This is a genomic window from Oikeobacillus pervagus (assembly GCF_030813365.1).
Taxonomy (GTDB): Bacteria; Bacillota; Bacilli; order Bacillales; family DSM-23947; genus Oikeobacillus; species Oikeobacillus pervagus.
In genome coordinates this window covers 77,279-90,644 of record NZ_JAUSUC010000010.1, presented here as the reverse complement: position 1 = coordinate 90,644, position 13,366 = coordinate 77,279, and the positions used below count along the sequence as shown (strand labels likewise).

Sequence of the window (13,366 nt, the reverse complement as noted above, 5' to 3'; positions counted from 1 at the left end):
GCGTGGCGCACTTTGCCACAGAAAGGACATTCATTTGACCTCGAGCAGCTAGGAGCCGCAGCTAGACAATGAAAAGCGGAGGCGACTGGTCAGCTGCGACAAGCAAATGAAGGGCCTTGGCGTGGCGCACTTTGCCACAGAAAGGACATTCATTTGACCTCGAGCAGCTAGGAGCCGCAGCTAGACAATGAAAAGCGGAGGCGACTGGTCAGCTATGGCAAATAAGGGCTTATTTCTATAAAATTTCCGCTTGGACAATTGGAAAACATATGTATCGGAATGACTTTTACATGAATATTCTTTAATAAACAGATTTTCGGTCATTATTCCTTCAGCACTATGCCTATTTAGTTAAGTAAAGTATTACCATACTTAATATTGTATTTCATCCGAATGAAATGAAGCACAATTGTCAACAAATGAGTATATAGACTGTTGATTGGAGGGTCACAAATGAGACAATGGCATAGGGAACAGCTAATAGAACGTCAAGCCAGGTCCTTTCAAGAAGGGGTCGTTGAATATATTAATGATCAATGGGTATTTTTTGATGATGTGAATGATGAAGCCATTAACTTGGAACAGTTTTTTCATTCAGAAGTAGAAATCTATCGATTCAAACAATGGAAAAAAGGCATTTTACAAGATGATGCCATGGTCAGTGTCGAATCGAAATTATTTCCTTTAAACGATATGGACCATTTGCGGGTAAAAAAAAATCTTGTCCTTTCACTTGAAATGCTTTTAGAAGAAATTAGTGATGATTCATTTTTACAACTACTTACAACGATCAATGGATTGCATTTCTCCATATATGATTGTATATATTGCCATAATCATCTATCTTTCCTCAATAAAGATCGGATCCGTCAAGGAACTAATTTTATTATTTTAGATAATGGTGAATTAATATGTTCTGTTCAGCATCACTTTTTGTATCGTGATAAACGAAGGGACCGATTTGAAGTAACATTAAGCACAGGAAAACGAGTCATCATAGAAAAATTAGAGTAATAATCCCGCTTCATTTTCTATTAGAAGCGGGATTATTTTTTTATGACAAAGAATAAATAAAATTTATGCTCGATCACATCACAGATCTGCTTTTAAGCAAAGAAACCAAGTCCTATCGGTAATTTAAAACCTAAATAAAGAACAATTAAGAAAACAATGACAAAAATGGTGAAAAACATTCCAGTACTTTTGCCTTTTTTCGCACGAGCTAATACCATTTCCATTAGCCCAATGACGATGATCCCAAATAACATTTTCATGCCATACAGCATATCATTAATTTCGTGGAATTTAATGAACAACATGATTCCACTGAATAAAATAAGCAGATAGAATAATCTTAAAATCATTTGAACAATTTTCGAGCCCTTCTCATTTCCACCTTTTATTAATGATACGGCAACAAAGAATAAAATAATACCAATTACCCATGTAGTAATATGAAGATGGGTATTTGTAAATATAGCAGAATCCACTTCAATTTCCCTCCTAAATAAAAGCTAATCCATAACATCTTATCATTTCTCATTCATTATGCAAAAGATTCGACTCCAAAATAACAACTAACGAGATTGGTTGTTATTTAGTTCACTCTATTGAAAAGCGTACCTACTTGTTGAATGGTAATTTCGATTTCGTCCCCTGACTTTAATAGTTTCGGAGGATCAAATCCTAAGCCGACCCCAGCAGGAGTTCCAGTAGCAATAATATCGCCCGGTTCCAATGTCATTCCCTTTGATAGAGTAGAAATAATCTCATCTATTGGAAAAATAAAATATTTCGTATTGGATTGCTGGCGAACCTCTCCATTGACTTTCGTTTCGATTTCAAGAGATTCTGGATGAGGTACTTCATCTTTTGTTACGATCCACGGACCCATTGGACAAGTTTGATCTAAGCTTTTTCCAAGGAAAAATTGTTTATGTCGTTTTTGTATATCTCTTGCTGTTATATCATTAATGATGGTCAAACCAAATAAGTAGTCCAATGCGTCCTCCTTTGCAATATTTATTCCTTTTTTCCCAATAATAATAGCCAATTCGCCTTCATAGTCTAGGGCATCTGTAACCTCTGAATAGGAAGGAATAGATGCTTGATGGGATGTAACCGTTGTCGGTGCTTTTGTAAAAACCATTAAATCACTTGGAATACTTTCTTCTCCGCCTAGTTCAATTGCATGCTCACGGTAATTCTTTCCAATACAAACAATGTTTTTAGTTGGACGAGGAATCGGGGCTAACCATTCAATTTCTTCAACATTTTGCAAAAAGGATGATGTCTTATGCTCTTTCCCGAAGGCTAATAATTCTTTTACTGTTTCGATAAGTGAATATTTCGGATCGATGGCTTCCACTAATTTATTGGGTAGAAGCTTTTTACCGTATTTCTCTTGAATGGCCTGTAAGTTCCAGATCCCTTTTTGATCCTCATCCCAAACACCAAATTGTTCCTCCTGATTATACAAATAGGAAACAAATTTCAATGGGAACACCTCCTACATAATTCATATCTATTTACTTTTTCCATATGTAAGCATTCTCCAGACCTTTTCTATTGGCCCCTGTTTAAACTTTAACAACCATAGCTCTGAAAGAATAACTTGCATAATAAAGATTGCAAACACAAGCATAGTTCCTGTTGTCAGGCTTATTTTACCATATAAACCAATTCCATACCCATAGAAAAGGAATGTGCCGACAATCGATTGCATTAGGTAATTGGTTAAAGACATTCTCCCAGCAGATGCCAAAGGTTTCGTTATTTTCATTCCAATACTCGACTCAACCATTAAGACGATCCCCACTGCATAGGCTGTGGCCAACAATGGCCCCCCTAATGAATCCTGTACAAATATATAGGCAAGATTTTTTTCAAAAAGATATGGGGTATATTTCAAAAGTACAGCTACTAAGAAAAAGAAAAGAAACATGGCGAAGAGTTTCTTTTTCAACTGCGTCCATTTTGTAAGCAAATCCAATTTTGCCGCTCCAGCTCCAATCAACATCATCGGAAAAATCGCTATAAATAATAGAAACATATTTTGAATATTATTAACCGCAGTCCAATCTGCGAGGCGCTGTTTCATAATTACTTGAAATGAATCTGTTGTATAAGATGAAATGGAGCTCTTCATCCCGGTTAAGTCCGTCCAAATGATGACACTTGTCGGATCTACTTTCGATAGGAGAAGAAGCATAATGCTAATAAATACATTTGGGATCACAAATAGGATACTGCCGATTATTAGTAAGGTTTTACCTGAAAAACGCAACATAAGAAGAAGCAAAAAACCTAAAACGGCATAATTTATCAAAATATCGCCAGACCAAATAAGAAAAGCATGAATACTTCCGATACATAGTAAGAAAAAAAATCTTCTCAAACCAATCGGCCAATAATTGACTCCCCTTGCATCTGCTCGTTGTTTTTGCAGTGCTGTACCATACCCAAATAACATCGCAAATAATGGGTAAAAACTTGCTTGAACAAAAATATCTATCCACTGATAATGAAAGTGATCATTAGGAGCACTCCACCATTCATACGGATCATAATAAAGAAACGGGGAATGAAACGAAATCATATTTACTAGGAATATCCCTAATAAAGCAAAACCCCTCATTACATCTAATGATTGAATTCTATTTGTCTTTTCAATTGGTGTAAAATTATTACTCATTCAATTTCCTCCATTTAGATTTAAACCCCTCATTCATCATTTCCTTCAACTTGTAAAATCAATGTATAGAATCTAGGCTAATCTCTCACCTTTTCATTTTTCACTCATATAGTATATAGCAAGATTAACAGTAAAAGATGTACCATGTAAAGATAATGATACTGTGCAAAGGATGTGAGCGGCTTTGCCTGCTTTTGTCGGAGCTGTTCAAGTGATTAATATTGGATCGAGCGGCGTTTTTCATATTGGGGATGTTGTGCAAATTCACCCCATCTCTAATACGAAAACCTTCTCAGGTGCAGGTTCTTTTAATACAGGGGACCGGATAAAAGTATATAGTCAACAATCTTCAACGAATACCTTTGATCAAGATGGTTGGGATCAAGGAACTTTATTGACGATGTAAGAGGGATCCAAATGAATATATACGTACAACAAACGATTCAAATTAAACTCATTCGTATCGACTCCATTTCGAACACAGGTGTTTTACAAATCGGGACATCAGGTTCCATTCAATCTTCTTCCCATTTATATAATACTGGGGGATTCACTAAGCCCGCACCACAAATAACTAGTAATATCGTACAAAAGGACGATTCTAATTCAGAAGTTCTAGTCCCGTTGCAAATACCATTAATTTAATTCCTCCATATAAGGGGTGACCTAAATGATCAATTATTACGCACTTATCCAACAATTATATCAAGTTATTGGAGGACAAAATCAGCAAATCCTGTCACTAAAAAAAGAGATTCAGTTATTGAAAGAGGAGTTTCAATCCTTTAAGACAAAGACACCGGTTCATGTAGACCGAATCGAATACAAATTTGACCAGCTAAAAGTCGAAACATTAGAAGGAACATTGAATATCGGAATGAACCCCTCAGATCTTGGAGACATAGCAGATACGAATATTTCTACACCCCAGCCAATAGGTCATGATATGGCACAAGATGAAATGATCCAAACCATTAGAGACAAAATGAATGAATATATGGAAAAAGAACTCCCCCATATCATTCAAAAAAATGAAGCACAATTAAATCGATCACTCACCCCCCAGTACTATGATTTAATCAAAGAAGATTTAACAAAACAACTTCCTGAACGAATTCAATTTTATGTTAGACAGTTTTCAAAAGAAGGCCCTAACAAAAAGAAAGAAACGCAAGAACAAACGATCATCAACCATGTTAAACAAGATATTCAACAAGCTATTTTTCATTTTATGAGTAAGCTACCTAATTAGATGGGGGCGTACAAAAGATCGTGATGACGAACGTCAAATTCATTTTATTATTGTAAAAATTTATTTTTCCTTTTGAAAAGGTGGTTTTTTATGAATCTTCAAGTAGTAAACTGTGAGCTTTCAGTTGGTGATATTAAGGTGACGGGGGTTGCTAGTTCCTCATTATTGCTCATTGGAGATGCAGATGTCATTCAATTACATTCCATTTTTGATACTCCCCCAGAATCACTCATCATTGGACCTTTTGTTCCGCTAGTAACTTAATGGTGAAGGAAATGGGACGTTACTCAATCGTTCATCATTTAAATATGGATGCCATTTCTTATGGATCCATCCTTCAAGTGGGGGATACAAAAGAAATTTTATCAAAGGCAAATGCGCTAGCGATTCAAAGAGAGGAAGAGCTTTTCTATTCTCAGGAAGCACCATTTGACCGATTCGCTATTTTCTCCTATTCATTTCCACATAAAGAAATAAGGAATGAGGTAGAGTTCGAGAAGATCCATATCGATCCAACTATTCAGGTTAATTCATTAAACGTGACTGCCATCTCGGCCTCATCCGTTGTCCAGGTCGGTTCACTCGAGAATGGGCAATTCGAAGCAAGAGTCAAACATATTCGACGACACCTTAAAAATAATGAATAAATTTCCCCTGTCATCTACGGCCAATTTATTCGTCTTAGAAGAGATTCACTTTTTTAGTATTTTCCCATAAAATAATACGGAAAAAGAATGATTAATGTTGATATAACTTGCAAAGGATGTTTTTTATGCCAGCGATTATTGGACCTGTACAAATATATAGTATTAGTGATGGCATTGTACAATTTGGTGATTCTGCCTTTATTTCTCCAAAAAACAGTGGGAAAACATCGGCAGGGTCAGGAGGTTTTAATACAGGGCCATTTATAGTCACTTACACAGGGTTTAATGCAAATCCAACGTTTACTTGTAGTGGTGTTGACCAACCAATTGTCGGTAATAATTAAGTTAAAAAGGAAACCAATCTAGTTTTCAATATTCAAAAAAATGACCATGTCAACAGCAAAAAACTCCTCTTCACTGAAAACGAAGAGGAGTTTCTTTTCGCCAAAATTGAGGCTGTGAATAAAGGAATCCCTTGTGATAGAGTTAAGTTAATTGTAAAATATGAGCCCCATCAAAGAAATATAGACATTTCTCATCTACTTTTATTTTCCATATATTCTCTATTGCTTTCGCATATAAATTAATTTGGATTTTATAACGTTCTTCTAAAATAGGCTTTGCCTCATCAAACCCACCTTTAAACCGATCTGTTATTCCATCTGTCTTATAATCTAATAAAATGATTTTGTCATCTACTTCAATTAAACAGTCAATAATCCCTTGGACAAGAATCGTTTCCGTCTGATCTTCCAAGGCAGGATAAAATTCTTTTGCTTGAATGGCCATACTAAAAGGAATTTCCCGGAAAACTTTATTCGCCTTCAAGACTTTTTCGCCCATGGACGTACAGAAGAATGTGACGATTTGTTCTACATCGATGGCTTCCGCCTGCTCTTTTTTTAAAATTTCTTTTTCAATAAGTTTATCCATTAAGCTGGTTACATTTGCTATTGTTGGCTGCTCGTCAAGAGGGATATGCTGCATAATTAAATGCATTGCTGTTCCTTTTTCAGCCGGTGATAATGTTTTTTCTTGAATAAACTTTGGACGATTAAATAGTGGTTTTTGAAATTTCCTAATTAAATCAGTACCACTTTCTTCGTCGCGAATTTCATACATTCTCTTTAATTCAGAGACTGATTGTTTTGAACGTAAACGAGTCGCTTCCTTATATGAATAGCTCCAGTTCAAACGTTCTTCCACTTCATTTTTTCGCTTAGAAACATGATCAATTAGTTTGCCTTCCGCTACTTTATGTAGCCAGTCTTCGTCTTGCTCCTTACACTCATTTGTATCTCCTATACAATCCTCTTTCGAAATCATCAATACATCCCAACAAGATGGATGTTGAATCAATTCCTGATTCATCCTTTGCAGGTCGATTTCCCCTTCGTTCAAAGCGAGACTATGTGGATGGCGCATGAGAGCAGGGCCAATCCAATCGATATAACTTACTGCTTCCGACCGATCAAAATCAGCTAAAAGCCACTCCTTTTGTAAAAGTGCCGCTTTCCATTTGGTGATTTTTTTCTCGGCGTTTTTTAATGTCCCAATCAAGTATAGCTTTTCTTTCGCCCTCGTTAAGGCAACATAAAGAATGCGCATTTCCTCTGCAATCAACTCTAATCGTTTTTTTCTTTTTAAGGCTAATTGAGGTAATGAAGAGTAGCTAATTCTGTTTTCTACATTAATATATTTCGTCGCAAACCCAAAATCTTTGTCCAATAGAAAAGATTTTCGAATATCTTTTAAGTTAAATTGTTTCGCAAGCCCCGCAATAAAAACAACAGGAAACTCTAATCCCTTACTTGAATGAATGGTCATTAGCCTTACAACATCTTCTTGCTCACTTAATGCTCGTGCCGTTCCTAGATCATCTCCGCGCTCCCGCATCCTTTCAATAAACCGAAGAAAGCGAAATAACCCACGAAAGGACGTTTCTTCATATTCGCGTGCACGATCATGTAGTGCTCGCAAATTAGCTTGTCTTTGTTTACCGCCAGGCATCCCACCGACAAATTCGTAAAAATCGGTATCCCGATATAATTGCCAAATTAATTCCGAAAGTGCTCCTTGACGTGCAATCGTTCTCCAATCATTTAACCGCTCAAAAAACTGGCGAATCTTTTCATGTAAAGCTTCGTATTTTCCCTTTGGTTTTGAAAAGATAAAAGCAGTAACCGCCTCATAAAATGTTCCTTTTCTTGAGTGAATACGAATATGGGCTAATTCATTTTCCGTACAGTCCACAATGGGAGAGCGTAGTACAGACGCTAGTGGAATATCTTGATATGGATTATCAATTACCTTTAACAAAGAAACCATAATGGCAATTTCCGTTGCTTCGAAATATCCGGTCGATAAATTAGCATAAATGGGAATCCCCGATTGCTTAAATTCTTCCATAATTTCGGCTGCCCATGACATCGATCGTAATAAAATGACGATATCACGATACTGAATAGGTCGATACCTCTCTGTTTTAGGGTCATAGATCAGCTTTCGTTCATGGATGAGCTCTTTAATTTTTTGCGCCATCCATCTTGCTTCTAATTGGGACTGTTCTAAATCTTCTTCGTCAAATGCAGTCTCTTCCGCTTCTTCATGATCAATTTCGGATTTCCCCTCATCATTCATTTGATCGATTAACACGACTTCAACTGGATACTTTTCATCTTCAGGATAAGAAGCCCCTTTCACTAACTCGGCTTGTTCATTGTATTCTATTTCCCCTACTTGAACGCCCATCGTCTGTTTAAATAAATAATTTGTACCGGATAATACTTCTCCTCGACTACGAAAGTTCCTCGAAAGATCAATTCGTAATCCACTTCCCTCTCCATCCGGGGTAAACCTGCGATATTTTTCTAAAAATAAATTAGGTTCCGCTAATCGGAATCGATAAATCGATTGTTTTACATCTCCGACCATGAACATATTTCCGTCCGCTTCTCCTCCTGCTTTCACGAGTTGTAAAATCGCCTCTTGAACTAAATTGACATCTTGATATTCATCGATTAACACTTCTTTAAAATGCCGTTGATAATATAATGCTGCCTCTGAAGGAATACGTTCCGTTCCATCGGTAAAGGGATCTGTTAAAATCGCCAAGCAGTTATGCTCTAAATCGGAAAAGTCGACAAGACCTTTTTCCTTTTTCATTTCTTTGAATTTAATCGAAAATTTCAATACAAGCTCAGCTAATGAAGTGATAATCTCTTTCATGTCCGACATATCTCGCAAATAACTTTGTGGTTTTCTAGAAAAATAATCATCCTGGAGTTTCTTAATGATATTTTTCCCTGCATCCCGGAAAGTTTTCGACTGATCTGTCAGTTCTTTATCGTATTCATCCCCTCTGACCGTTTTCAGCTTTTTAAAAACGACATGTTGCATTTCTTCATAAAGAGAATCCCATGAATGCTCCGCTTTTAATAATTTTTCAACAACAGTCAGATCATCTAGGAAAGTTTCCGTTCTTGGTGCAGGACCACCTGGAATCTTTGTTAGATCAAGTGCTTGATGAAATAGGGATCTAGCCGCCTCCAATTGTAAATGTATTTCAAGTTGTAAGGCTCCCATAAACGGTAGATCCTCAATTGAATTTTGTTCATCGACATTATACATATTCGTTAAATTCTCTAACCATTCTTCGGGATTTGGGTTTGCTTGTGAAAAGTCATATAACTTACGAACGAGTTCTTGTAGTTGAACATCGCTGCGATCATTTGAAAATGTATCGACTAATTGATAAAACGATTGATTGTCTTCTTTTCCATACTCTTCTTCAAAAAGATCATCTAGCACTTCATCTCGTAATAACAACCCTTCTGTATCATCAGCAATCCGAAAAGCGGGATCAATATCAATCATATAGTAATATTTCCGTATGACCTCCAAACAGAAGGAATGCAAAGTCGATATAGAAGCATGATTTAATAGACTTAGTTGTCTGCGTAAATGATAAGAATTTGGATCCTCGTCGATAGCCCTCTCTAATGCTCCTCCAATTCGATGGCGCATTTCCGCTGCTGATGCATTAGTAAACGTTACGACAAGCAATTGATCAACATCTATAGGCTGTTCTTCATCCAATATTTTTCGAATCATCCGCTCTACAAGAACAGCTGTTTTTCCCGAACCCGCTGCAGCTGCAACAAGTATATCTTGACCTTTAGCCATGATGGCTTTCCACTGATCATCCGTCCAGGTAACATGTTCAGGTTTTTTAGGAATGAGGGGTTTCTCCATGGTGTTTTGATTCCTCCTTCCGTAATTTTTCAAATATTTCCGCACGGTCCGCCGGAACAATTAAACGATATTGATTATCCTCAATCGATTGATCAAATTGACATACAGGTTTAAATGAACAAAACTGGCATGGTGTTCGTTTTTTATACTTGTATGGGGAAATATCCACCATTCCAGATATAATGTCATTTCCAGATTGTTCATACATTTTTCTTACATGTGATCGCATAAATGTAAAATCATCTTTCGTCGCCACTTTTGATTTGGCTGTTATGGAACCATCCTTCTTCAGTCCCGCCGAAATAATATTGGAAGACCCCGTATCCAGCGTGGAATCCATCAGCTGAACAATATCTGTTTCTCCTAACACTAATCCTTTCATTTTGAAACTTTTAAATAGTTCTTCTTCAATTTGTTCGGATGTTAAGATCTTCTTACTATCAATCATTGGATTATGGACATGAAAATAAAGGACACCCGCAGGTAGCGCCTTCCCCCCTACAAATTGTGGGGAATGTGTTAATACAATATCCAAATAAGTAATCATTTGCAATGCCAGTCCAAAGTACATTTCAGTTAAGTCTAAGTCTTTTTTACTAGATTTATAATCAATCACTCGTAAGTAGACCTCGTCATGATATTCCGCCTTATCTACACGGTCAATTCTCCCCATTAGTTCCATCTTAGTCCCGTTCTTTAATGTAAATGTAAAAGGTGGCAGTTCTGCTTTAGGTCCAAACCCTAGTTCTAGACCAATGGGGACAAATCCACTTACTTTCGCATGTTCACTTAAAATATAGGAGGCACGACCAATTACTTGCTCTAGTTTTTGCTTTATATAAAAATGGCGATTTGAACTTAAGAGAATTTGATGCTGCAATTTTGGCGCTAAATGAAGGACGGCTTCCTTTGCAAGCTGGACACATTGTTTCTTTGTTAAATCCGTCCAATTTAATTTTCGGTGAATGATCTCATCCGATATCCATTTCAATGCTCCATGGAATAACTCCCCAATATCAGGAGCCTCTAGCCGAAAAATTTCCCGGTCTTTTAACTTTAAGCCATGTCTAGCAAAATGTGAAAATGGACAGCTATGGAATTGTTCCATTCTTGAGACACTGGCCAAAATGTCACTTCCATACAAATCCCGACTGACATCCTCATCTAATTGTTTTGCTTTATTTTGATAAAATAAACTAGATAGGACACGCTTTGCTTTATTCTTTCGCAAAGGGTGCTGGGCGAAATAATTGTACACATCGAACCAAAAATCATACATTGGATAGTCTCTTTTTTTCAATTGTAACTGGGTCGTTAAAAAGGACAGTGCTGAAGTTGGGTCACAAACATACCGAAATTGCCCTTCTTCATTTAAATCTGACGGTTCATTAATTAGCAACGTTTCTGTTAAACTTGGAAACATTTCTTTCAATCTTTTCAAGTAGGGGGATGGAAGCAATGCCTTTCCTTCCTCATTAGCAATCGGATAGGATACAAATAAACGCTTAGAAGGAGTTGTTAAAGCTTTATAAGCAATAAACTCCTCATCTAATAATCTTGTTTTGCTGCTTGGGGCAATGACCATCCCATATCCCGTTAAAATTTCCCTGTCTTCATCTGCAAGGATCCCTTCTTCGGATAATTTTGCTGGCAACACGCCGTCATTCATCCCAATGACGAAAGCAACTCCCACATTCGATAACCGGGATGTTTCCAAATTTGCAACAATGACTTGATCAATGGCTGGTGGAACGACCGAAAAACGCATAGATTCAAAGCCGGCATCTAAAATGGTCGTGAATTTCTTTAATGTCACTTCTTCATCACCGAGAATTTCGACGAATTGATCGAGAAGATCCATCACGGCATTCCACGCTTGACTATGTTCTCTGGAAGCTAGTAAATTCCCTCTTTCTTCCGCTTCCATACTTAATCTTTCCAATTTAGTCGGGATATCAAGTTCTTCTATATAGATATAAAGAGCTTCTGAAAATTCTCTTCCTAGTTTTGCTTTTTTTAATCGACGCGCAAACCGCAAAATAGGTGCCGTAATAAATAAACGCAACTCATTCATTTCATTCTCAATCGTTCTTTCCTCATCCGTTTGTGGAACATTTACCATTTCAAGCCCACGGTACCGCCGATATTTCCAGCGTTCCTTTCTAATCCACTGTTCCCCTTTTATTCCGTATGCAAGGACGTAGTTTTCCAAACGGTCCATTTGTTCCCGCAACTGTTGGGAATTGCGATCAATTGGAAAAAGTAAATCAGTTTTCACCGCACGAAAAACTGGTTCATATCGCCAATAACTATTGATAATTTCCAATGTAGAGCGAATCAGCTCGATAAAAGGGTGATTTAACATCGTACGCTTTTGATCTATAAAAAAAGGAATATCATAATCATAAAAAATACTTTCTATTAACTTTTGATACTCATGACTATTTCGTACTAGTACAGCAATATCTTTATATCGATAGTTCCCTTCTCGAACTAAATAACGGATTTCCCTCGCAACTCCCTCCATTTCCGCTCTTCGGTTGGCGGCTTGGAGGATGGAAATATAGGAACAGTCCTCCTTGACATGAGAAGGTCTAGATTCGAAATATTTTTCCAAGTGATCGAGATCCTGATTTATGAATCGACTATTTTCTTCGAGAACGATGTTTTTAACTGACCGATCGGCTTGTCTAGCTAAATCAAATAAAGTAGCATAGGTTTCCCTTGTCATACGGAATAAATGGATTTCATCTGCCTGATGATGAATTTCAGGCTGATCTAATGTTAAAGCTACTGAAACAGATGAGGCAGACTTCATTAATTCTCCGATGACTAAATATTCTTGAGGAGTAAAGCTATGAAACCCATCTATATAGATTTCTGCCCCCTGTAAATACTTGGATTTCCCTATTGACTGAGCCAATAATTGAAAGTAGTCCTCAGAATCCACATATTTACCAAATAACCCCTTTTCAAAATCATCAAAAAGGATGTGGAGATCATGTAATTTGTCTGTTAACGCCCTTGAATCTCCCTCCTCGCTCATTTGCTGATATTGTGCTAGAACGTCTTCCGGCTGAATACAATACCGCTTAAATTCTGTTAACACCCTTTCTACATGCTGAATAAACCCGGTCTTATCAGATGCCTTCGTAAAAATATGAAGTTCGTCTTTTTTATCTTCAATAATTTTTTGAATTAACATATTCAGTCCAACAGTTGAAATATGATATCGACTCATTCCACCTGTTTCTTGAAGAACTTTCCATGCTAAACGGGTTAAACTATATACTTGTGCACGAATCATTCCTCCTAGATTTGGGGTATTAACTAGATCATATTCAGATTGAAAGGTCATTTGATCAGGAACCAGATAAATGATTGGCTTTCCATTCGGCTGCTCAATTAATTTTTGTTTGATTTCATCCATCATTTTTTGCGTTTTACCTTTACCAGAACGCCCTAAAATAAAACGTACAGTCACAAAATCACCTCCAATATTTTCACGCATGAACTTTC

At 36.9% G+C, this 13,366-nt stretch carries 12 protein-coding genes; 7 read left to right on the top strand and 5 right to left on the bottom strand.

Annotation, left to right across the window (positions count from 1 at the left end; all coding sequences use genetic code 11):
• Nucleotides 1-453 precede the first annotated feature (453 nt).
• Nucleotides 454-1,014, top strand: a complete 561-nt coding sequence (locus tag J2S13_RS05860) for a DUF2777 family protein (protein WP_307256782.1) — start codon at nucleotides 454-456, stop codon at nucleotides 1,012-1,014.
• 92 nt (nucleotides 1,015-1,106) lie between these two features.
• Here the strand turns inward: J2S13_RS05860 and J2S13_RS05855 are convergent, their stop codons facing one another.
• The 3 genes from J2S13_RS05855 to J2S13_RS05845 all read right to left on the bottom strand — a co-directional run bounded on the left by J2S13_RS05855 (nucleotide 1,107) and on the right by J2S13_RS05845 (nucleotide 3,694).
• Nucleotides 1,107-1,490: a YisL family protein gene (locus tag J2S13_RS05855; RefSeq protein WP_307256781.1), complete on the bottom strand. Its 384-nt coding sequence runs from the start codon at nucleotides 1,488-1,490 to the stop codon at nucleotides 1,107-1,109.
• 107 nt (nucleotides 1,491-1,597) lie between these two features.
• Entirely contained in the window at nucleotides 1,598-2,497 is a 900-nt protein-coding gene (locus J2S13_RS05850; RefSeq protein ID WP_307256780.1) for a fumarylacetoacetate hydrolase family protein, read from the bottom strand.
• 27 nt (nucleotides 2,498-2,524) lie between these two features.
• Nucleotides 2,525-3,694: a DUF418 domain-containing protein gene (locus J2S13_RS05845; protein WP_307256779.1), complete on the bottom strand. Its 1,170-nt coding sequence runs from the start codon at nucleotides 3,692-3,694 to the stop codon at nucleotides 2,525-2,527.
• Nucleotides 3,695-3,878: 184 nt separating this feature from the next.
• Between J2S13_RS05845 and J2S13_RS05840 the strand changes: the two genes are divergently transcribed.
• The 6 genes from J2S13_RS05840 to J2S13_RS05815 all read left to right on the top strand — a co-directional run bounded on the left by J2S13_RS05840 (nucleotide 3,879) and on the right by J2S13_RS05815 (nucleotide 5,937).
• Nucleotides 3,879-4,100 carry a spore germination protein gene (locus tag J2S13_RS05840; RefSeq protein ID WP_307256778.1) on the top strand — a complete coding sequence of 74 codons (222 nt, stop codon included), beginning with the start codon at nucleotides 3,879-3,881 and terminating at the stop codon, nucleotides 4,098-4,100.
• 11 nt (nucleotides 4,101-4,111) lie between these two features.
• Nucleotides 4,112-4,339, top strand: coding sequence for a spore germination protein GerPB (locus tag J2S13_RS05835; protein ID WP_307256777.1), 228 nt, complete (start codon nucleotides 4,112-4,114; stop codon nucleotides 4,337-4,339).
• 25 nt (nucleotides 4,340-4,364) lie between these two features.
• Nucleotides 4,365-4,946 carry a spore germination protein GerPC gene (gerPC, locus tag J2S13_RS05830; RefSeq protein ID WP_307256776.1) on the top strand — a complete coding sequence of 194 codons (582 nt, stop codon included), beginning with the start codon at nucleotides 4,365-4,367 and terminating at the stop codon, nucleotides 4,944-4,946.
• A gap of 90 nt (nucleotides 4,947-5,036) precedes the next feature.
• A complete protein-coding gene (locus tag J2S13_RS05825) occupies nucleotides 5,037-5,210 on the top strand; it encodes a spore germination protein GerPD (protein ID WP_307256775.1) in 174 nt (57 codons plus the stop codon).
• A gap of 11 nt (nucleotides 5,211-5,221) precedes the next feature.
• Nucleotides 5,222-5,593, top strand: a complete 372-nt coding sequence (locus J2S13_RS05820) for a spore germination protein GerPE (protein WP_307256774.1) — start codon at nucleotides 5,222-5,224, stop codon at nucleotides 5,591-5,593.
• Between the two features lie 125 nt (nucleotides 5,594-5,718).
• A complete protein-coding gene (locus J2S13_RS05815) occupies nucleotides 5,719-5,937 on the top strand; it encodes a spore germination protein (RefSeq protein ID WP_307256773.1) in 219 nt (72 codons plus the stop codon).
• Nucleotides 5,938-6,079: 142 nt separating this feature from the next.
• Here J2S13_RS05815 and addA read toward each other — a convergent pair whose 3' ends face one another.
• Both addA and addB read right to left on the bottom strand, forming a co-directional pair.
• On the bottom strand, nucleotides 6,080-9,847 hold the full coding sequence (gene addA, locus J2S13_RS05810) for a helicase-exonuclease AddAB subunit AddA (RefSeq protein ID WP_307256772.1): 3,768 nt from the start codon (nucleotides 9,845-9,847) through the stop codon (nucleotides 6,080-6,082).
• The gene (gene addB, locus J2S13_RS05805) at nucleotides 9,825-13,331 is read right to left on the bottom strand and encodes a helicase-exonuclease AddAB subunit AddB (RefSeq protein WP_307256788.1); all 3,507 of its coding nucleotides are present in this window, start codon (nucleotides 13,329-13,331) and stop codon (nucleotides 9,825-9,827) included. The genes addA and addB overlap by 23 nt, the downstream gene beginning before the upstream one ends.
• Between the last annotated feature and the right edge of the window lie 35 nt (nucleotides 13,332-13,366).